The sequence below is a fragment of the Amycolatopsis sp. NBC_00348 genome (assembly GCF_036114655.1).
Classification (GTDB): domain Bacteria; phylum Actinomycetota; class Actinomycetes; order Mycobacteriales; family Pseudonocardiaceae; genus Amycolatopsis.
Window position 1 is genome coordinate 10,572,794 of sequence record NZ_CP107994.1, and the last position, 20,540, is coordinate 10,593,333.

The 20,540-nt window shown below is 71.9% G+C and carries 19 protein-coding genes; 12 read left to right on the forward strand and 7 right to left on the reverse strand.

Annotated elements, in window-relative coordinates; translation table 11 throughout:
* Positions 1-145 precede the first annotated feature (145 nt).
* Positions 146-3,415: a tetratricopeptide repeat protein gene (locus OHS58_RS47940; protein WP_328646674.1), complete on the forward strand. Its 3,270-nt coding sequence runs from the start codon at positions 146-148 to the stop codon at positions 3,413-3,415.
* Here OHS58_RS47940 and OHS58_RS47945 read toward each other — a convergent pair.
* Both OHS58_RS47945 and OHS58_RS47950 read right to left on the reverse strand, forming a co-directional pair.
* Entirely contained in the window at positions 3,349-3,576 is a 228-nt protein-coding gene (locus OHS58_RS47945) for a hypothetical protein (RefSeq protein ID WP_247062442.1), read from the reverse strand. The genes OHS58_RS47940 and OHS58_RS47945 overlap by 67 nt on opposite strands.
* Positions 3,573-4,373 (reverse strand): methyltransferase, encoded by an 801-nt coding sequence (locus OHS58_RS47950; RefSeq protein WP_328646675.1) that lies wholly within the window; start codon positions 4,371-4,373, stop codon positions 3,573-3,575. Before OHS58_RS47950 ends, OHS58_RS47945 begins: the two co-directional genes overlap by 4 nt.
* A gap of 28 nt (positions 4,374-4,401) precedes the next feature.
* On the opposite strand from OHS58_RS47950, the gene pdxR reads away from it, so the two are divergent.
* A complete protein-coding gene (gene pdxR, locus OHS58_RS47955) occupies positions 4,402-5,862 on the forward strand; it encodes a MocR-like pyridoxine biosynthesis transcription factor PdxR (RefSeq protein ID WP_326955195.1) in 1,461 nt (486 codons plus the stop codon).
* A 167-nt stretch (positions 5,863-6,029) separates the two neighbouring features.
* Positions 6,030-7,799 carry an MFS transporter gene (locus tag OHS58_RS47960; protein WP_328646676.1) on the forward strand — a complete coding sequence of 590 codons (1,770 nt, stop codon included), beginning with the start codon at positions 6,030-6,032 and terminating at the stop codon, positions 7,797-7,799.
* Positions 7,800-7,940: 141 nt separating this feature from the next.
* Here the strand turns inward: OHS58_RS47960 and OHS58_RS47965 are convergent, their stop codons facing one another.
* The gene (locus tag OHS58_RS47965) at positions 7,941-9,041 is read right to left on the reverse strand and encodes an acyltransferase family protein (protein ID WP_328646677.1); all 1,101 of its coding nucleotides are present in this window, start codon (positions 9,039-9,041) and stop codon (positions 7,941-7,943) included.
* A gap of 177 nt (positions 9,042-9,218) precedes the next feature.
* Between OHS58_RS47965 and OHS58_RS47970 the strand changes: the two genes are divergently transcribed.
* Together OHS58_RS47970 and OHS58_RS47975 are read left to right on the forward strand one after the other, a co-directional pair.
* A complete protein-coding gene (locus tag OHS58_RS47970) occupies positions 9,219-10,172 on the forward strand; it encodes an SUKH-3 domain-containing protein (RefSeq protein WP_328646678.1) in 954 nt (317 codons plus the stop codon).
* Between the two features lie 35 nt (positions 10,173-10,207).
* On the forward strand, positions 10,208-10,471 hold the full coding sequence (locus tag OHS58_RS47975; protein ID WP_328646679.1) for a hypothetical protein: 264 nt from the start codon (positions 10,208-10,210) through the stop codon (positions 10,469-10,471).
* Between the two features lies 1 nt (position 10,472).
* Here OHS58_RS47975 and OHS58_RS47980 read toward each other — a convergent pair whose 3' ends face one another.
* Positions 10,473-11,135, reverse strand: a complete 663-nt coding sequence (locus OHS58_RS47980) for a peptidylprolyl isomerase (RefSeq protein WP_328646680.1) — start codon at positions 11,133-11,135, stop codon at positions 10,473-10,475.
* Between the two features lie 26 nt (positions 11,136-11,161).
* Positions 11,162-11,416 (reverse strand): DUF2631 domain-containing protein, encoded by a 255-nt coding sequence (locus OHS58_RS47985; protein WP_247062457.1) that lies wholly within the window; start codon positions 11,414-11,416, stop codon positions 11,162-11,164.
* A 257-nt stretch (positions 11,417-11,673) separates the two neighbouring features.
* On the opposite strand from OHS58_RS47985, the gene dxr reads away from it, so the two are divergent.
* The 3 genes from dxr (at position 11,674) to ispG (ending at position 15,364) form a co-directional block, all read left to right on the forward strand.
* Positions 11,674-12,876 carry a 1-deoxy-D-xylulose-5-phosphate reductoisomerase gene (gene dxr / locus OHS58_RS47990; RefSeq protein WP_328646681.1) on the forward strand — a complete coding sequence of 401 codons (1,203 nt, stop codon included), beginning with the start codon at positions 11,674-11,676 and terminating at the stop codon, positions 12,874-12,876.
* A 3-nt stretch (positions 12,877-12,879) separates the two neighbouring features.
* Positions 12,880-14,094, forward strand: a complete 1,215-nt coding sequence (locus OHS58_RS47995) for a M50 family metallopeptidase (protein ID WP_247062460.1) — start codon at positions 12,880-12,882, stop codon at positions 14,092-14,094.
* Between the two features lie 118 nt (positions 14,095-14,212).
* On the forward strand, positions 14,213-15,364 hold the full coding sequence (gene ispG, locus OHS58_RS48000; RefSeq protein WP_247062463.1) for a flavodoxin-dependent (E)-4-hydroxy-3-methylbut-2-enyl-diphosphate synthase: 1,152 nt from the start codon (positions 14,213-14,215) through the stop codon (positions 15,362-15,364).
* Positions 15,365-15,370: 6 nt separating this feature from the next.
* Here ispG and OHS58_RS48005 read toward each other — a convergent pair whose 3' ends face one another.
* Complete coding sequence (locus OHS58_RS48005; protein WP_247062465.1) at positions 15,371-15,625, reverse strand: hypothetical protein; 255 nt, start codon at positions 15,623-15,625, stop codon at positions 15,371-15,373.
* Positions 15,626-15,708: 83 nt separating this feature from the next.
* Here OHS58_RS48005 and OHS58_RS48010 point away from each other — a divergent pair, with 83 nt between their 5' ends.
* On the forward strand, positions 15,709-16,515 hold the full coding sequence (locus tag OHS58_RS48010) for a helix-turn-helix domain-containing protein (RefSeq protein WP_328646682.1): 807 nt from the start codon (positions 15,709-15,711) through the stop codon (positions 16,513-16,515).
* A complete protein-coding gene (locus OHS58_RS48015; protein WP_326955188.1) occupies positions 16,512-16,904 on the forward strand; it encodes a VOC family protein in 393 nt (130 codons plus the stop codon). Before OHS58_RS48010 ends, OHS58_RS48015 begins: the two co-directional genes overlap by 4 nt.
* Before the next feature lie 615 nt (positions 16,905-17,519).
* Here the strand turns inward: OHS58_RS48015 and OHS58_RS48020 are convergent.
* Complete coding sequence (locus OHS58_RS48020; protein WP_247062471.1) at positions 17,520-17,726, reverse strand: DUF4177 domain-containing protein; 207 nt, start codon at positions 17,724-17,726, stop codon at positions 17,520-17,522.
* Between the two features lie 100 nt (positions 17,727-17,826).
* Between OHS58_RS48020 and OHS58_RS48025 the strand changes: the two genes are divergently transcribed.
* Positions 17,827-18,681, forward strand: a complete 855-nt coding sequence (locus tag OHS58_RS48025) for a GNAT family N-acetyltransferase (RefSeq protein WP_247062473.1) — start codon at positions 17,827-17,829, stop codon at positions 18,679-18,681.
* Between the two features lie 61 nt (positions 18,682-18,742).
* Positions 18,743-20,539, forward strand: coding sequence for a penicillin-binding transpeptidase domain-containing protein (locus OHS58_RS48030; protein WP_328646683.1), 1,797 nt, complete (start codon positions 18,743-18,745; stop codon positions 20,537-20,539).
* Position 20,540: the final 1 nt, after the last annotated feature.

Genomic DNA, 20,540 nt, shown 5'->3' on the forward strand with positions numbered 1-20,540 from the left:
CGGCTGTACTCGACCCGGATGCGCGGTCACCCCCTGTCACCTGCGGAAACAGGGATCTTCGCCGTTCGGTGGTACAGCGCAACCGGCACGTTGGCGATGCTGGAGGGGTACGTTCGGCGCGAGGGGCACGCGGGGAAGGACGCTTGTGGACGATGGCCTGCCGTTCGCCGGATGGCTGCGCGACGAGCGGGTGCGCGCCGGGCTGACCCAGGCGGAGCTCGCCGGACGCGCCGGGCTGAGCCTGCGCGCGATCCGCAACGCCGAGCGCGGCAGGGTCCGGCGGCCCCGGCCGGAGACCGAGCGGCGGCTGCGGGAAGCGCTGGCCGAGGCGCCGCCGGAGCCGGTGCGGATCGACGTGCTCGGGCCGCTGGCCGTCCGCTTCGGTGACCGTCCCGTCGAGATCGGCGCGGAGAAGCAGCGCCTGTTGCTCGCGCTGCTGGCCCTGCAGCCGAACCGGACCGTGCGGCGCGAGGACCTCGTCGACGTCATCTGGGACGAGCCGCCGCCGTCATGCCTGGAGCTGGTCCACACCTACGTCGCGCGGCTGCGGCGGGCGCTGCGCCCGGCCGGTCTGATCACCACCGACAAGGGCGGCTACCGGCTGTCCGTCGGCGCGGACGAGCTCGACCTCCTGCGCTTCGACGCGCTGGTGGAGCGGGCCGAACGGGAGCCCGAGGCGGCCGAAGAGGCCTACCGCGACGCGCTGGCGCTGTGGCGCGGCCCGGCGCTCGCCGACGTCGAACGGCTCCGCCAGCACCCGGTCCGGCTGGCGCTCGCGATGCGGCGGGCGCAGGCCGTGCTGGCCTACGCCGGAGCCGCGGCGGCCCACCCGGAGGACGCGGCCGTGCAGCTGCGGGCGCTGACCGCGGAGGAGCCGCTGAACGAGTCGGCGCACGCCCGGCTGATGCTGGCGCTCGCCGCGTCCGGGCGGCAGGCCGCCGCGCTGGGCGTCTTCGACGAGGTCCGGCGGCGCCTCGCCGACGAGCTGGGCATCGAACCCGGCCCGGAGCTGCGCGAGGCGCAGCGCCAGGTGCTGCGGCAGGACTTCGGCGCCCCCGAGCAGCCGGCCTCGGTGCCCGCGCAGCTGCCCGCCGACGTCCACGGGTTCCGCGGGCGCACGGCCCAGCTCGGCGAGCTGGACGCGCTCCTGCGCCGCGGCGAGGCCGACACCGGCGCGCGCATCGCCGTGCTGTCCGGGACGGCGGGCGTCGGCAAGACGGCGCTGGCCGTGCGCTGGGCGCAGCGGGCGCGGGCGGAGTTCCCCGACGGCCAGCTGTACGTCGACCTGCGGGGGTACGGCACGGTCCGGCCCGTCGAGCCGGGCGACGCGCTGTCCGGCTTCCTGCGCGCGCTCGGCGTCGACGGCGCGGACATCCCCGCCGAGCCCGACGAACGGGCCGCCAAGTTCCGCACGGTGCTCGACGGCCGGCGGATGGTGCTGCTGCTGGACAACGCCGGCTCGGTCGGCCAAGTCCGCCCGCTGCTGCCCGGCTCGCCGTCCTGCCTGGTCCTCGTGACCAGCCGGGACGCGCTGCCCGGGCTGGTCGCCCGCGACGGCGCCCGCCGCGTCCTCGTCGACCTGCTGACCGACACCGAGGCCCGGGACCTGCTGCGGACCCTCGTCGGCCGGCGCGTCGACGACGAACAGGCGGCCACCTCGGCGCTGATCGGCTACTCGGCCCGGCTGCCGCTGGCGTTGCGGCTGGTCGCGGAGCTGGCGCTGAGCCGACCGGGGGAGCGGCTGGCGGCGCTGGAAGCCGAGCTGGCCGACGAACGGCGGCGCCTGGACCTGCTCGACGGCGGCGGTGACCCGCTGACGGCCGTCCGCGCGGTGTTCTCGTGGTCCTACCGGCACCTGGCGGCCGACGCCGCGCGCGTGTTCCGGCTCTGCGGCCTGCACCCGGGCCGCGACCTGACGCCCGCCGCGATCGCCGCGCTCGCGCGGCTCCCGCTGCCGGAGGCCGAGCGGCTGACCGGCTCGCTCGTGCGGGCCCACCTCGCGCAGGAGACCGGCCACGACCGCGTCCAGCTGCACGACCTGCTGCGCGTCTACGCCGCCGAGCTGGCGGCGGAGGAGCCGGGCGAGAGCCACGACGCCGAGGAGCGGCTGTTCGACTTCTACGTCCGGTCGGCCGCGCAGGCCATGGACGTCGTCCTGCCGCTGGAACGCCACCTGCGCCCGCAGGTGCCGGACCCGGACGTCAAGGTGCTCGACGCGCCGGCGTGGCTGGAGGCCGAGCGCCGCAACCTGCTGGCCGTCGCGGCGCACGCGACCCGGCACGGCCGCCCGGAGCACCTGCGGCTGCTGTCCGGGATCCTGTGGCACTACCTCGACGTCGGCGGGTACCACGAGGAATCGCTGGTGCTGCACACGCACGCGTCCGTGCTGGCCCAGGACTCCGGCGACCGGGCCGCCGAAGCGGACCCGCTGACGCTCATCGCGCTGGGCCACTGGCGCGTCGGCCGGTCTCGGGAAGCCGTGCGGTACCTGGAAGAAGCGCTCGTCATCGTCCGCGAGTCCGGCAACCGGGTGACGGAGATCCACGTGCTCAACACCCTCGGCCTGGCCTGCCGCGCGCTGGGCCGGTTCGCCGAGGGCATCGGCTACTCGACGGAAGCCCTGGCCCTGGCGCGAAAATCCGGCGATCAGACGAGCGAAGGCCTGGTCCTGGTGGTGCTCGGCTGCACGTGCCGCGGCATCGGCCGCTACGGCGAAGCGATCGGCTACCTGGGTGAAGCCCTGGACCTCGCGCGGGAGATCGCCGACCGCACGAGCGAGGGCTACGCGCTGGTGAACATCGGCGACGCGCTGTCGGCGCTGGGGCGTTACGACGAGGCCGTCGCCTCGATTTCGGCGGGGCTGGAGCACTTCCGCGCGATGGGCGTGCGCGTCAGCGAAGGGTACGCGCTGGGCATCCTGGGCGACATCGAGCACGCGCGCGGCCGGTACGCCGAGGCCGAGGCGTACCTGGAGCGGGCGCTGGAACTCGCGCAGGAGACCGGCAGTCCCACCAACCGCAGTGTCGCGCTCAAGCACCTGGGCGACGTCCGGCTCGGGCAAGACCGGCACGACGAAGCGGCCCAGCACCTCGAAGAGGCACTGGGCATCGCTCGTGAATGCGGGGATCTCGGCGTGCAGTCCCGCGTGCTGAACAGTCTCGGCTTCGTCGCCAGCGCGCGTGGCCGCGACGACCAGGCGCTGACGTACCACCGCGAAGCCCTTGCGGCGGCGAAGGAAACGGGCTGCCTGCCGGAGCAGGGCCGGGCCCACCGCGGGCTCGGCGACGTCCACTGTGGACTGAGTGATCCGGACGCCGCGCGCGAACACTGGGCCCGCGCCGCGGATTGTTACGCCGCGGAACGGGTTCCCGGCGCGATCCTGGTCCGGGAGCGGCTGGCCCGCGTCGCGGAGTAGTGCCGCTCTTCGGCGACCAGGTCGCCTTCGAGACGCTGGGCGTCGCGGTCGTAGACGTCCATGCTGCCGGCCAGCCGGTTCCGCGGGTACGGACGGCGGCGGTAAGCGTGATCCAGTGCCCAGACGAGGAGTCCGGCGGCGACGAGAACGGCGATGATCATGACGCTCCTCCCGGAGTTCGATGTGCTGTTGCCTTGTAGAACGCGTAATGGAACGTCCCGTATTCCCTTGTGGTGCGGTAAAGATCGGCTACGCCGCGGTTCCACTCGGATGCCGTAGTGAGCCCCCGCGCGATGGCGTCCTCCTCGACGCCTTCGACCATCGCGATGAACGTGTCCCGGGTGAACCCGGCGACCAGGCCGGGCCGGGACGCGTCGACGTAGACGGTCCGGGGTTCGACGGCGACGTCGTCGAACCCGGCGCCGGCGAGCAGCGGGTAGAGGCGGCGGCCGAGGAGCGCGTCACCGCCGGCGTCGGCCTGCAGCCGGATGAGGCAGTCGATGGCGGCTTGGGCGTGCTCACTGCGCGGGTGGAAGAACGCCGAGCCGTGGTCGCCTTCGATCACCGTGATGGTGCCGCCCGGGCGGAGCAGGGTTTTCAGGTGCGCCAACGCTTTCCCGGGTTCGGGAAGGTGTTCGAGCACGAAGCAGACGAAGATGTGGTCGAAGGTTTCGTCGACGTCGAACAGGTCGGCCTGCCGCCAGTCGACGTCGGCGCCGACCTTCGCTTTCGCTTGCGTCAGGGACGCCGCCGAGACGTCGATCGCGGTCAGGTGCGCGCCCGGGCTGCGGGCGACGAGGTGGCCGGTCTGGGCGCCGACGCCGCAGCCGACCTCCAGGACGCGGCTGCCCGCGGGGTAGGCCGTCCCGGCGTGCAGCAGCTCGGCCAGGGTGTCGGCCTGGTCGCCGAGGCGGCGGGCCTCGGGTTCGGCGTATCCGTGCACGTAACTGGTGTCCATGAACCCAGCGTGCTGCGACAATGGCCCGATGGACAGGGCCAAACCAGACCCGGCGGAAGGGACCATAACCGCCGGCTCCGACTTCCTGCAGCTCGACGTCCGGGCCGCGCCGCCGGGCGGCCTTGCGGACTGGCTCGCCGGGCAGCTGCGGGCCGCGGTCGCCGACGGCCGGCTCCCGGTCGGCGGCCGCCTCCCCGCGTCCCGGGTGCTGGCGGCCGAGCTGCGCGTGTCGCGGGGCGTGGTCACCGAGGCCTACCAGCGGCTCATCGACGACGGCCACGCGGCCGGCCGCGGCCGGGCGGGCACGGTCGTGGTGGCGGCGCCGGTGCTCGCGCCCGCGCCGGTGCGGCGGCCGGTGCCCGCGAAGGTCATCACGGCGCTGCCGGGCGCCGACGTCTTCGACGAGGTCCGCGCGACCCCGGCCCGGATCGACCTCACGCCGGGCGTGCCGGACCTGACGGCGTTCCCGCGCGCGGCGTGGCTGCGGGCGGAGCGCGCGGTGCTGGACGAGCTGGAGCCGGCCCACTTCGGCTACGGCGACCCGCGCGGGGCGCCGGCGATGCGGCTGGCGGTGTCGCGCTGGCTGGCGCGCAGCCGCGGGATCCGCGCGGACCCGGGCGAAATCATCGTGGTGTCGGGGGTGGCGCAGGGCCTGACGCTGCTCGGCGAGGTGCTGCGGCAGCGGGGCGTCGACGAGATCGCCGTCGAGGACCCCGGCTCGCTCGGCGCGCGGCAGCACCTGCACCACAACGGCCTGGCGACCCCGCCGATCACGGTCGACGACGACGGCCTGCGCGTCGACGAGCTGCGGGCGAGCGGCGCGCGGGCGGTGCTGCTGACGCCGGCCCACCAGTTCCCGACGGGCGTGGTCCTGGGCGGCGAGCGCCGTCGCGAGCTGATGCGCTGGGCGGGCGAAGGCGGCCTGGTCGTCGAGGACGACTACGACGCCGAGCACCGCTACGACCGCGCGCCGGTGCCCGCGGTCCGGTCGATGCTGCCGGAGGTCTGCTACACGGGCAGCGTCTCGAAGCTGCTGGCCCCGGCCCTGCGCGTCGGCTGGCTGCTCCCGCCGCCGGCGTTGCGCGAGGACCTCGTCGCGGCCAAGCGGTTCGCCGACCTGGGCAACGCGGTGCTGGCCCAGCTGGTGCTGGCCCGGCTGATGGAGACCGGCGAGCTGGAGCGTCAGCTGCGCTCGGTGCGGGCCCGCCACCGCCGTCGCCGCGACGCGATGATCCGCGCGGTGACGGCGTCGCTCCCGGCCGCGCGGGTGCACGGCGCGGCGGCGGGCCTGCACCTCACGATCACGTTCGAGCCGGGCTTCGACGACGTCGCGCTGGCGGCGGCCGCGCTGGCGGAGGGGGTGAAGGTCCAGCCGTTGTCGTGGCACCGGCAGCGGCCGGGGCGGCCGGGCCTGGTCATGGGCTACGCGGCCCGGACGGCGGGGGAGATCGCCGACGGCGTGGGCGTGCTGGGGCGGCTCCTCCGTTAGCGCGGGGTTACGGCGACGTCACTTCGCGGCGCCACCTTAAAGAGTCCACAAAGGATATTCATGACGATGTGATCATGCTCTCGCAGGCGATCCCCCGTGATGGTTGCCATACGCAAGCAAGTTGCTTAGCCTAGCTAAGGGACTTGCGAGTGGAAGGTTTGCACACAGTGGCGAAAAGCCGGACGTATTCGATCGAGGAACTGGGGCCTCGGTACAAGTGGATCGCGCTGTCCAACACGACGCTGGGCATGCTGATCGCCACGATCAACTCGTCGATCGTGCTCATCGCGCTGCCCGACATCTTCAAGGGCATCGGGATCAACCCCCTGGAACCCGCCAACACCAGCTACCTGCTGTGGATGATCATGGGCTTCCTCGTGGTCACCGCCGTGCTGGTGGTGAGCTTCGGGCGGCTCGGCGACATGTACGGCCGCGCCCGGATGTACAACCTGGGCTTCGCCGTCTTCACCGTTTCTTCCGTCATGCTGGCCATCACCTGGTTCGACGGTGACGCGGCCGCGCTGTGGCTGATCGGCTGGCGGATCGTGCAGGGCGTCGGCGGCGCCTTCCTGATGGCGAACTCCTCGGCGATCCTCACCGACGCCTTCCCGGCCAACCAGCGCGGCCTCGCGCTCGGCATGAACGGCGTCGCGGCGATCGCGGGCTCGTTCCTCGGCCTGGTCGTCGGCGGCGTGCTCGCCCCGATCGACTGGAACCTGATCTTCCTGGTGTCGGTGCCCTTCGGCGTGATCGGCACGATCTGGGCGTACCTCAAGCTGCACGACACCGGCGTCCGCAAGCACGCGCGGATGGACTGGTGGGGCAACATCACCTTCGCCGTCGGCCTGATCTCGGTGCTGGTCGGCATCACCTACGGCATCCAGCCCTACGGCACCTCCGCGACCGGCTGGGGCAGCCCGATGGTGCTCTCGTGCCTGATCGGCGGCGTCGCGGTGCTGATCGGCTTCGTGGTCATCGAGACCAAGGTCGACAACCCGCTGTTCCGGCTCTCGCTGTTCAAGATCCGGTCGTTCACCTGGGGCAACATCGCGAACCTGACGGCATCGCTCGGCCGCGGTGGGCTCCAGTTCATCCTGATCATCTGGCTGCAGGGCATCTGGCTCCCGCAGCACGGCTACACGTTCGAGCAGACGCCGTTGTGGGCGGGCATCTACATGCTGCCGATGACGGTCGGGTTCCTGCTGGCCGCGCCGACGTCGGGCATCCTCGCCGACCGGATCGGCAGCCGCATGCTGGCCTCCACCGGCCTGGCGATCACGGCGCTGACGTTCCTGCTGCTGATCATCCTGCCGGTGAACTTCGACTACTGGGCGTTCGCCGCGATCCTGCTGATCAACGGCATCGGCATGGGCATGTTCTCCTCGCCCAACCGCGCCGAGGTGATGAACAGCCTCCCGGCCGACTCCCGCGGTTCGGGCGCCGGGATGATGACGACGTTCCAGAACGCGGCGATGGTCCTGTCGATCGGCTTCTTCTTCAGCCTGATCATCTCGGGCCTGTCGAGCAGCCTCCCGTCGACGATGCACGACGGCCTGATCGCCCACGGCGTCCCCGAGGCGGCGGCCACCCAGGTGGCACACCTCCCGGCGGTGGCGGTGCTGTTCGCGGCATTCCTGGGCTACAACCCGATCCAGCAGCTCCTGGGCGGCCAGCTGTCGTCCTTGCCGCCGGACCAGGCCCAGTTCCTCACGGGCCGCAGCTTCTTCCCCAACCTGATCTCGGGCCCGTTCCAGTCGGGCTTGGCGGTGGCGTTCGGTTTCGCCATCGTGGTCTGCCTGATCGGCGCGGTGGCGTCGTTGCTGACGAAGGACACGAAGAAGCCGAAGAGCCAGTCGGTGGGCGAGGAACTGGCCGCGGTGGCCGGAGAGTCGGGCACCGGCCCGAGCGAACTGGTGGCACCGGCCGTCGAGCGCTGACGGTGGTTTCGGAAGCCGGGTACCGCACCTGCGGTACCCGGCTTCTGTCGTTGAGGTCGCCGGTCCTGGCTCGCCCGGCGTCTTCGTTGCCGCGGGCGTCGACCGAGGAGAACGCCGCGGATCCGGAACGATTCTGCCGACTCAGGCCACGGCCATGGCGGGCTCCGCAACCTCGGCCGTCGGAGCGGCTTCGGCCTTCTTCGCCCGGCGGCGGGTGATGATCCGGCGCCCGACGTCGATCATCGGGACCTCCACCCAGCGGTAGAGCAGGTCGGCGGCCAGCAGCCCGACGATCGTCACGGCGACCGCGGTGAGTGTCCGGTGCGGCGCGAACTGGGGGATCGCGCCCGCGAGCGCCACGGCGACGACGCCCTGAATGAGGTACAGCGAGTAGGAACGCTCGCCGATGAACCGCAGGGGCGCGAGCGACAGCACCCAGGCCAGCGGGCCCCCGGCGACCAGCGACGGCACGAGCAGCGCGGCGAGCAGGACGTAGCACGTGCCGGTGATCGACCCGCCGTCGTCGTGCAGCAGTGCGGTGATCTCGCCGAACATGGTCTGGACCGCGATCAGCGCGGCGGCGACCACGAGCCCGACGACCGGGTGGGTGAAGAACCGCAGGGCGGCGAAGCCCTTGCGGTGGTGCAGGACGATCGCCAGCGTGCAGCCGATGAGGATCGGCGAGTACGCGCCCGCGTAGGGCATGAAGGGGATCAGCGCGAGCATGACCGCCACGAGGCCCAGCGAGAGGCTCAGGCGCTTTGCGAAGCCGAGCGCGGCGACGCCGAAGGCGAGCAGCGGCCACACCAGGTAGAACTTCTGCTCCACACCGAGCGTCCAGGCCTGCCCGAACAAGGTCATCTGGTGGTACTCGCCGACGAACGCGACGTTCCACGGCAGCGCCGCCACGATGCCGCTGTGCCGCAGGCCCAGGCCGCGGAAGTAGGCGAAGACGACGACCACGCCGATGACGACGTAGTAGACAGGGAGGATGCGGAACGCGCGGCGGATGTAGAACTCCGCCAGCGACACCCGGCCGGCGCGGTCCTCTTCGCGCAGTGCCAGGGTGGTGATCAGGAAGCCGGAGATCACGAAGAACAGGTGCACCCCGATCCAGCCGTTGGCCCGCACCCACCCGGGTCCGCCGTAGTGGAAGACGACCACGAGCACGGCGGCGATGGCGCGCACGCCGTCGAGGGCGCCGAATCTCCGGGTGGCCAGGTACTCGTCGTGCGTCATCATCACGTGATCCCCCCACGCAGTGCAGCCCACTGAACTCGCACAATGTAATCGGACGAAGCTGGCATTCACTCGTCAGGGTGACGTTTTGGGCAGTGGACGTATCGAGGGCACACTGGCTGTCTTCGGTCTTGCCCGCTCGTGACCTCTTTTGCGATGAAATCTGGAGCCGAACCACCCTTGTCCAGCGAATACGAAGCCCGGTGTGACGCCGCGCCGGACGTCCCGGCAATCGCCCGGACCGCCTCTCTGATCGTCCGGACTCTGCTGGGTGACAGCGACGTGCTCGAGCCGGTCGAGACGACGGCGGGCTGGAGTCTGGCTTGGGGGAGCGCGGCGTTCGCGCGAGTGGCCGTGCGGGAACGGGCGGAGCCCGGGCGCTGGACGGTGGTCGCGTCCCCGGGGCATCTCGAGGACCACGTCGGCGAACTGCTGGCGATCATCGTCGCGGCGTCGGCGGCACTCGTCCACGGTGGTGTCGTCGTGCGGGGGGACCACCTCGACGACCCGGACAACCTCCTGCGTTGTGCCCTCCGTGCGGGAACCGTGGGGCCGGCGGAGATCGTCCGGCAGCTGCGTCCGGACGCGCCGGCCCGGTTTTCCGGGCGGGCGGAAGCCGAACTGCGCGCCGCGGGGTGGTTCCCGGGCCGGAAGGTCGACGTCGGGAACTGGCGGCAGCGGCTGGAAGCCAGTGGTGAGGTCCGCATGCATGCCGCGGCCGAGAAGTTCCTCGGCGAGTTCGGCGGCTTGGAGTTCCTCCTCCCGGAGTTCGAACTGAATCCCTGGCACCTCGACGGTGAAGAAGACCGGTTCGTCGACTGGGGTGCGGAACTGGGGATCTCCCTGTTCCCGGTCGGCGAGCTGGAGAAGGGCCGGTTCTGCCTGGGCATCTCCGAGATCGGCGAGCTGTTCCTGGTGGAGGCGTGGCTGGCGACGTTCGGGATCGGTGACGCGGGCTTGGAGAACTTGCTGTGTGGTGGGCGAGCGGTGGACGTGCCGGTCGCTCTGGAGGAGCACGAAGAGCAGATCCACGTCATCGACACGTCACGGCCGGTGCCAGAGCAGAAGTATGCCTTCGGACTCAAGCCGGGCAAGGAACGGCGGCCTTACGGCTTCGCACCTCGCCCGTGGTGATCCGGACAGCCAACAACCGATGGAGGCGGTTTAGCATGAAGGACGATGAGCTTCGCCTGCTGGGCACCCTGGTCGAAGGCCGGGTCATCCGCGTCTTCTACTGGGGTGTGTGGCTCGATCTCGGTCTTTCCCACGTGGGGTTCATCGACGCGCTCTACATCGACGACGACGACCACTACGCGGTCGGTGACGTGGTGACCGGTTACCTCAGCAGCTTCGACGAAAAGACCGGCAAGTTCTGGTTCCGGCCGCCGGGGCAGAAGCCGATCGCCGAGCGGCTGCGAGAGAAAGGCTTCTGACCTACCGGCCCAGCGAAGCCCGCTGGATCTTCACCGGTTTCGCCGGTGCGCCGTCCAGCGGCCCGTTCGGATCCGTCGGGATGATGCCGTCCGCCACCATGTGGTCGATCGCCGACATTCCGCTCACCACGTGACCCAGTACCGAATAATTCGCCGGGATGTTCGCGAACGAATGCACGATGAAGAACTCCGACCCGTTCGTCCCGGGTCCCTGGTTCCCCATGGCGATCGTCCCGCGCGGGTACGTCTCCGCGCCCGACACCTCGTCCGGGAACTTGTACCCCGGGCCGCCCTTTTCGACTTCGTAGATGTCGCCGCACTGCAGGACGCCCAGCCGGGCCGAGTTCGACAGGCGCCAGCACTGGGAGTGGTCGTAGAAACGCTGCAAGACCAGGGATGCCATGTTGTGGACCGCGCACGGGGCCGCACCTGCGCGGTCCAAGCGCACCGTCACCGGGCCGTAGTTGAAGCGGAACGTGACGTCGACCGTTCCGCGCGTCAGCGCGAACGGCAGCGGCCGGATCACCGGACGGGCCGCCGGGTTCGCGGGCGTCGGCGTGAACTGGCACGGGACCACGATCGAAGACGCCGAAGCCGGGACGGCCGGCGCCACCAGCAGGGCACCCAGGACACCGACGAGAGCCAAACCCCAGCGCAGCTTCATGGGCCGGGAGGTTAGCGGGTCACCAACTACTTGCGCCAGGCCGTGCGGCGCTTGCGGATGTCGAGGACCAGCAGCAGGACGAGGAACGCCGCCAGGCCGACCAGCCAGACGTTCTCGGTGTTGTTCTCGTGGTTGCCCTTGATCATCACGAGCAGGATGACCGCGCTGACCCAGCCGGCGATCCGGGTGCCCTTCGGGAAGGAGCCGTGCCAGCCCCAGGCCGCGGACGGCTCGTCGCGGGGGTCGACCTCGGGCCGCTTCTCGACCGCCTTGCCTGCCACGATGAACTCCCTCAAGACCCATGAACCACGTACCCCGCGATGATCCCACACCTCCGCGTGCGCCGCGGACACGCCCCGCGTGGCTTGCGTCTCCCGATCGCGAGGCGATCGCGGCGGACGTCCGGGCGCGCGGAGGCCGCGGCTCAGGCGGCGAGGGGCCTCCGCGCACGCGGGCCGCGCGACCCGCCGGGACGGTCCGCACGGCCAGGGAACCTCCGCGTGCGCCGCGGACACGCCCCGCGCGACAATGGCCCGCGATGACTACCTCGCGAAGCGTCCTCGTGCTCGGCTCGACCGGGTCCATCGGTGTGCAGGCCCTCGACGTCGCGGCGCGCAACCCGCACCTGTTCCGGGTGGCCGGGATCGCCGCGGGCGGCGCTGATCCCGCCGCTCTCGCCGCGCAGGCGCTCGCGCACGGCGTCGAGGCCGTCGCCGTGACCAGGGCCACGGCCGCCGAAGACCTGCAGCTCGCGCTGTACGCCGAAGCGCAGAAGCGCGGCTACTCCCGGGGCGACTTCAAGCTCCCGCGGCTCTTCGCCGGTTCCGACGCGGTCACCGAGCTGATCAACGCCGTGAAGGTCGACACCGTTCTCAACGCGCTCCCCGGCTCCCGCGGCCTCGAACCGACCCTCAAAGCGCTCGCCACCGGCGCCACCCTCGCGCTGGCCAACAAGGAGTCGCTCATCGCCGGCGGGCCGCTCGTGCTCGCGGCGGCCAAGCCCGGGCAGCTCGTGCCGGTCGACTCCGAGCACTCCGCCATCGCGCAGGCGCTGCGCGCGGGGCACAAGAACGAGGTCGCGCGGCTCGTGCTCACCGCGTCCGGGGGGCCGTTCCGCGGCCGCAAGCGGGCCGATCTCGCCGACGTCACCGTCGAGCAGGCGATGGCCCACCCGACCTGGTCGATGGGCCCGCTGATCACCATCAACTCGGCCACCCTGGTCAACAAGGGCCTCGAACTGATCGAAGCCGCGCTGCTGTTCGACGTCCCGCCGGAGAAGATCGACGTCACCGTGCACCCGCAGTCGATCGTGCACTCGATGGTGACCTTCACCGACGGCTCGACGATCGCCCAGGCCAGCCCGCCCGACATGCGGCTGCCGATCGCGCTCGCGCTGCACTGGCCCGACCGGGTGCCCGACGCCGCCGCCGCGTGCGCCTGGGACACGGCCGCGACCTGGACGTTCGAGCCGCTGGACGACGAGGCCTTCCCGGCCGTCGAGCTGGCCCGCCACTGCGGCACCGTCGGCGGCTGCCTGCCCGCCGTCTACAACGCCGCGAACGAGGAGCTCGTCGCCGCCTTCCTGGCGCAGAACACCCGCTTCACGTCGATAGTGGACACTGTTTCCGAGGTGGTGGGAGCCGCCGACGAATGGCGTCGCGAACCTCGCGACGTCGAGGACGTTCTCGCGGCCGAGCGCTGGGCTCGCGCCCGGGCCGGTTCGATCATCGAGGGGAAGTAGCGGGTGCTCGCCTACATCATCGGTGTGGTGCTCTTCGCGCTGGGGATCTGCATCTCCGTCGCACTGCACGAAGCCGGTCACATGGTCACCGCGAAGGCCTTCGGCATGAAGGTCCGCCGGTACTTCGTGGGCTTCGGGCCCACGGTGTTCTCCTGGCGCCGCGGGGAGACCGAATACGGCCTGAAGTGGATCCCGCTCGGCGGGTTCTGCGACATCGCGGGCATGACGGCGCTCGACGAGGTCACGCCGGACGAGGCGCCGCGCGCGATGTGGCGGTTCAAGACCTGGAAGCGCACCGTCGTGATGTGCGCCGGGTCGATCACGCACTTCATCCTCGGCTTCGTGGTGCTCTACCTGATGGCCGTCACGATGGGGTTGCCGAACCTGACCGCCGCCGACCCGTCGCCGGTGCTGGCCTCGACGTCCTGCGCGCGGTCGGCGACGACCGAAGAGCAGGCCAAGGACACCACCTGCCCGCCGGGTGCGCTGCGCCCGGCGCAGGCGGCCGGGCTGCTGGCCGGCGACAAGATCCTCTCGGTCGGCGGCAAGCCGGTCGCGAGCTGGACGGAGATGCTCGCGGCCGTGCAGGCCACCAGCGGCCCGACCGAGTTCGACGTCGTCCGCAACGGGCAGAACCTGGCGCTCGTGGTCGACGTGCCGAAGGTGCAGCGGTGGAGCAGCGCGGGCGTCCGCGAGGTCGGCATGATCGGCGCGTCGCCGGTGACGCCCGCGATCACCACGCAGTACGGCCCGGTCGCCGCGGTGGGCGCCACGTTCGGCTTCACCGGCACGATGTTCGCCGAGACGGCGCAGCGGCTCGTCCAGTTCCCCGAGCGCATCCCCGCCGTCGTCTCCGCGATCTTCGGCGGCGAACGCGACCCGAACACCCCGGTCAGCGTCGTCGGCGCGAGCCGGATCGGCGGCGAGGCCGTCGAGCAGGGCATCTGGGTGCTGTTCTTCTTCCTGCTGGCCAGCCTCAACTTCTTCATCGGCGTGTTCAACCTGCTGCCGCTGCTCCCGCTGGACGGCGGGCACATCGCGGTGGTCTGGTACGAGCGGATTCGCGACTGGATCCGCGGCCTGCGGGGCAAGGCCGCGGGCGGTCCGGTGGACTACACGAAGCTGTCCGGGCTCACGATGGTCCTGGTCCTCATCGGCGGCGCGGTGACGCTACTCACGGTGACGGCCGACATCGTCAATCCGATTCGCTTGCAGTAACGCCACGCCACGGAGGGGTCGCGGCCCCTCCGTGGCGTGGCACACACGCCGTAATGCTGCTCACCGTGACGGTTGACATGGTGCGGGTGGCCCACTCGGGGTAGGTACGCTGAAGACCGTGACCGTCGCACTCGGTATGCCCGCCCTGCCCCCGCCCGTCCTCTCCGAGCGCCGCAAGACCCGCCAGCTCCAGGTGGGCTCGGTCGGTGTGGGGAGCGACTTCCCGATCTCCGTCCAGTCGATGACGACGACACTCACCTCCGACGTCAACGCGACCCTGCAGCAGATCGCCGAGCTGACCGCCGCGGGCTGCGACATCGTCCGCGTCGCCTGCCCGTCGGCCGACGACGCCGAGGCACTGCCCGCGATCGCGCGCAAGTCGCAGATCCCCGTCATCGCCGACATCCACTTCCAGCCGAAGTACGTCTTCGCCGCGATCGAGGCCGGCTGCGCCGCGGTGCGCGTGAACCCGGGCAACATCCGGAAGTTCGACGACCAGGTCAAGGAGATCGCGCAGGCCGCGAAGGACCACGGCACGCCGATCCGGATCGGCGTCAACGCCGGCTCGCTCGACAAGCGGATCATGGACAAGTACGGCAAGGCGACGCCGGAAGCGCTGGCCGAGTCGGCGCTGTGGGAGGCGTCGCTGTTCGCCGAGCACGACTTCCACGACATCAAGATCTCGGTCAAGCACAACGACCCGGTCGTCATGGTCCGCGCCTACGAGCTGCTGGCCGAGCAGTGCGACTACCCGCTGCACCTCGGCGTCACCGAGGCCGGCCCGGCGTTCCAGGGCACCATCAAGTCGGCCGTCGCGTTCGGCGCGCTGCTGCGGCAGGGGATCGGCGACACGATCCGCGTCTCGCTGTCCGCGCCGCCGGTCGAAGAGGTCAAGGTCGGCATCCAGATCCTGCAGTCGCTGAATCTCAAGCAGCGCAAGCTGGAGATCGTGTCGTGCCCGTCGTGCGGGCGCGCGCAGGTCGACGTCTACACGCTCGCCGAGCAGGTCACGGCCGGGCTCGAGGGCATGGAGATCCCGCTGCGCGTGGCCGTCATGGGCTGCGTCGTCAACGGCCCGGGGGAGGCCCGCGAGGCCGACCTCGGTGTCGCGTCGGGCAACGGCAAGGGCCAGATCTTCGTGAAGGGCGAGGTCATCAAGACCGTGCCGGAGCACGCGATCGTCGAGACGCTGATCGAGGAGGCCATGCGCATCGCCGAAGAGGCGGGCGAGGGCCTCGGCGAGGGTGCCCCGGTCGTCACCGCCGGCTGAGGGCTCTCACCCCTGCAGGTGGTGCTGGGCGGCGTCGCGGATCTGCAGGCGGACGTTCTCCAGCGCCGCCGCGACCTCGTCGATCTGCTGGGACGCGAGCTGGATGGAGCCCTGGATCGCGGTCGCGGTCGACGTCTCCCCGAGCAGGCCCATGACCTGGGCCTGCAGGTCTTCGAGGTCGCTCTTCGTCGCGAGCGCGATGCCGGTGGGCACCTGGTCGGCGAGCAGTTCCAGCTGTTGCGCCTGCTCTTGGATCGTCATCGGTGGTTCCTTCCGCGGTGGGGGACGCACCTCCGTGTTAGCAGAAACCGGAACTGTCGGTGGTGACGTTTACGCTGGCATTCGTGAGCGTGGGCTGGGCCGTCGGCAAGCCGCACCCGGTGGTGCGGCCCCTGGTCACGCGCTACATCGGGTACGCGCAGGACGACGTGACGCTGGCCGTGCACCGCGGCCTGCCGTCCCGGTACGTGACGCTCGTCATCAGCCTGGCCGCGCCCGTCCGGATGGCCGGGCACCGGCTGCAGGCCCTGGTCGGCGGGCTGCACACGAGCGCGGTGCTGATCGAGCAGGACCGCACGCAGGAGGGCCTCCAGCTCGAGCTCGACCCGCTGGGCGTGCGCACCCTGCTCGGCGTGACGGCGGCGGAGCTGAGCGGTGCCGTCGTGGACCTGGCCGAGTTCGGCCTCGGCGACCTCCCGGAGCGGCTGCGGGCGCGGCCGACGTGGCCTGAGCGGTTCGCCCTGCTCGACGACGTCCTGGCCACGCGGGCGGTGGACCCGCGCCGGCCGCCGCCCGAGCTGGGGGAGGCGTGGCGCCGGATGCGCGGCGCCGACGGCCGGGTGCGCGTCGCGGATCTCGCCGGCGAGGTCGGCTGGAGCCGGCGGCACCTGGGCGAGCGTTTCCGGGCGGAGCTGGGTCTGGCGCCGAAGCAGGCGGCGCGCGTGCTGCGCTTCGAACGGGCCGGGCGGCTGCTGCGTGGCGGCCACTCCGACCTGGCCGCGCTCGCCGTCGAATGCGGCTTCTACGACCAGGCGCACCTGAGCAACGAGTGGCGGGCGCTGGCCGGGTGCACCCCGGGCACGTGGATCGCCGAGGAGCTCCCGTTCCTCCAAGACGGGGAGGTCGCCGCCGGGCAAGACTCCTCGGCATGACTCCCGCACCGAACGTCTGGCCGGCCCTGCGTTACGACGACGCCCCGGCCGCGGTCCGTTTCCTCGTCGACGTCCTGGGCTTCACCGAGACGCTGGTGGTACCCGACGGCGACCTCGTCGCCCACGCCGAGCTGCGCTGGCCCGAGGGCGGCGCCGTGATGCTGGGCAGCGTCCGGCCACCCGACGGCGTCCACGACGCCATGAAGCCCGGCACCGGCGCGGTCTACGTCGTGTCGGACCACGTGGACGACATCCACACGAAGGCGAAGGCCGCCGGCGCCGAGATCACCGCCGAGCTGACGGACACGGACTACGGCTCGCACACGTTCAGCCTGCGCGACCCGGAGGGCAACGCCTGGACATTCGGCACCTACCGCGGCGCCCCCTGACCGACCCGGCGGCGGGGGGATCGGGCGCGCCGTGACCGACCCGGTGGCGGCGCGACCGCCCGGGTCGACGGCGGATGGCCGACCCAGGCGCCTCGCTTCGGCCGGTCCGCGCTCGTGGCAGGCCATGGCCGGGTCGGGTCCTCGGCTCGCACCGGCAAAAGTGGCCGCTGCCGGAAGCGACGGCCTGCCCCGGGTGGCTCGCCACCCTCGCCGCCGAGTGTCGGCGCCGGCAATCCACCCGTGCGCCTGCGGCGGTCGGCTGAACCCGGCCGCATTCGTGACGGCCGGCTGAACCCGGCCGCGCTCGCGACGGCCGGCTGAATCCCCTGGCCGCGCTCATGGCGGCCTGGCCGACCGCGGCCGAGCCCACGGCGGCCGATTGAACCCGGCCTACCGGGCCCGATCTGCGACGGGGCGATCAGGCGCGGCTGCTTTGGCCGCGCCCGTGGTGGTCGGTTGAACCCGGCCTACTGGGCCCGGATCTGCGGCGCGGCGATCGGGCACGGCTGCTTTGGCCGCCCCCGCGGCGGCCAATCCAACCCGGCCTACTGGGCTCGGATCTGCGGCGGGGCGATCAGGCGCGGCCGCCTTGGCCGCGCCCGCACCCCCGCTGCCCTACTGGACCGGGCGTTCGAAGGTGACCAGCAGGCCTTCGACCCCGCCCGGGCCGACGCGGCCCTTGACCTCGGCCGACGTGATGGCCTTGAGCTGCCAGCCGTCGCCGGCGTGGTCGTTGAGCAGCTTCTCGAGCTTGTCCCCGGACATCTTGCCGCCCAGGAGCTTCTCGCGGACCTCGACGACCTTGTACGCGTAGCGCTGCATGTCTTCGATTCTGCCCGGTTCGCCGGACACCGGCTGTTCATCTGAGCGTGTCGAGAGGCTCGCGTTCCGTTTCGGCTGTTCATCTGGCACCCTGGAGTCCGTGTTGCGGCTTGCAGGTGCACGGCTGCTCGATGATCGGGACTATCCGGCGGTCCGTGGGGCGCTCGCCGCCGACCCGGTGGGCAGCTGCATGGTCAGTGCCAGGGTGGAGGCCGCGGGCCTCGATCCCTGGCGGCTCGGTGGTGAGCTCTGGGCCGCCGACAACCGCCCGGTGCGCGCCGGGCGGCTCCAAGGGCTGTGCTTCTCCGGTCCCAACCTGATCCCCCTGCGCGGCAACGCGCCCGCGTTGCGCTCCTTCGCCGACCGCGCGCTGCGCCGGCAGCGCACCTGCTCGTCGCTGGTCGGCCCGGCCGAGCAGGTCCTCGGCCTGTGGGACGAGCTGGCCGACGAGTGGGGCCCGGCCCGCGAAGTCCGTGACGACCAGCCGCTGATGGCGCTCGACACACTGCCGCTCATCAAAGCCGACCCGGGGGTCCGCGCGGTCCGCCCGGACGAGATCGAGCGTTACCTGCCCGCGGCCGTCGCGATGTTCATCGAAGAGGTCGGCGTCGACCCGCGCAGCGGCGACGGCGGCGCCAGCTACCGCGCCCGCGTCACCGAGCTGATCGGCGCCGGGCGCGCGTTCGCCCGGTTCGAGCACGGCGAGGTCGTGTTCAAGGCCGAGATCGGCGCGATGTCGGCGTCCGTCGGCCAGATCCAGGGCGTCTGGGTGCACCCGGAACGCCGGGGTGACGGCCTGGGCACCGCGGGCACGGCCGCCGTGGTGAACCGGCTCGTCCGCGGTCTCGGCCGCACCGCGAGCCTCTACGTCAACGGCTACAACAAACCCGCCCTCGCGGCCTACCGCAAGGTCGGCTTCCAGCAGGTCGGCCAGTACGCGACGGTGCTGTTCTAGCACTCTTCCGTGGCGGCGTTTCAGCCCCGCCGCACCGCCCTGACCAGGGCATCATCCGGCCATGAGTGCACGTCGAAGCGGTGCCGTGCTCGCGGTGCTGCTGCTCGCCGCCTCGACCGCGGCCGGCTGTTCGGGCGACGGCCCCGAGGACGCCCTCTCCGCGTTCCTCGACGCCGTCGCTTCCGGGGACATCGCCGCCGCGGCGGCGGGCACCGACTCGTCGGACGCGGCGAAGACCGTGCTGACGCAGGTCCGCGGGGCCCTCGCCCCGGAGTCCCTGGACGTCGAGGACGAAGAGGTGAAGGAGCCGGCGGACGGCGACACCGTCACGGCCGGCTACCAGCTCACCTGGCACCTCCCGCACGGCCGCACCTGGACCTACCGCGCCGACGCCCAGCTGCGCGCGGCCGAGAACGGCTGGCAGGTGCACTGGCAGCCGACGGTCGTGCACCCGCAGCTCGCGGTCGGCCAGACCCTCGGCGTGCTGCCGCAGCTGCCGGAGACGGCGCCGGTGCTCGACCGCGACGGCGTGCCGCTGATGCGCCCGCAGACCGTGATCGGCGTGGTCGTCGACCCGGCGAAGACCGGCGACGCGGGCGCGGTGGCCAAGTCGCTCGCCGCCGCGCTGCACCGGTACGAGCCGTCGGTGACCGGTCGCTCGCTGCTCGACGGGATGGGCAAGACCAAGCCCGGCGCCACGTTCCCGGTGATCACCCTGCGCGCCGGCGACTACCAGCGCGTCAAGCCGGTGATCTACGACCTGCCCGGCGTCCGCTTCGCCAGCCAGGAACGGCTGCTGCCGGTGACGCGCGGATCCGGGACGCAGGTGCTGCCGGCCATCCGCGCGCTGGTCGAGCAGGACCTGGCCGGGGCGGCGGGCTGGCGGATCGTCACCCAGGACGTCACCGGCGGCGAGGTGTCCGAGCTGCGGGCCGAGCCGCCGAAACCCGGGCCCGCGATCACCAGCACGCTCAGCGCGCGGATCCAGGACGCCGCCGAAAAGGCCCTCGTACCGGCCGAGTACCCGGCGGCGCTGGTGGCGATCCAGCCATCGAGCGGGGACATCCTGGCCGTGGCGCAGAACGAGGCGGCCGACGCCGAAGGCTCGCTGGCGCTGTCCGGGCGTTACCCGCCGGGCTCGACGTTCAAGATCATCACCGCCGCGGCCGCGCTGGCGGACGGCGACGTCGAGGCCGGCAGTCCGGTCGACTGCCCCGGCACCACGACGATCGAGAACCGCGTCGTGCCGAACGAAGGCCGCTTCGACCTGGGCCGGGTCTCGTTGAAGACGGCGTTCGCGAAGTCCTGCAACACCACCTTCGCCCGGCTCGCGGCCGGGCTCCCGGGGTCGGCGCTGACCGACACGGCCAAGTCGTTCGGCATCGGCGCCGACTTCGTCGTCCCGGGCCTGACCACGGTCACCGGCGCGGTCCCGGCCACCGACTCCGCCGTCCAGCGCGCGGAGAACGGTTTCGGCCAGGGGACGGTGGTGACCAGCCCGTTCGGCATGGCCCTGGTCGCGGCGACCGTGCAGGCTGGGAAGGTGCCGACGCCGTCGCTGGTGAAGGGGCGCCCGGCGACCACCCAGAACGTCGGTGACGCACCGTCGGACGACGTCCTCGACGCGCTGCGCGGGATGATGCGCGAGGTCGTCACGTCGGGGACGGCGACCGGCCTGCGGGACATCCCCGACGTCGCGGGCAAGACCGGCACCGCCCAGTACGGCGACGGCTCCCGCTCCCACGGCTGGTTCGTCGGCTACCGCGGCGACCTGGCGTTCGCGGTGCTGCTGACCGAGGCGGGGTCCTCCAAACCGGCGGTTCAGGCGGCACACCGGTTCCTGGCGGCGATCGGCTGAC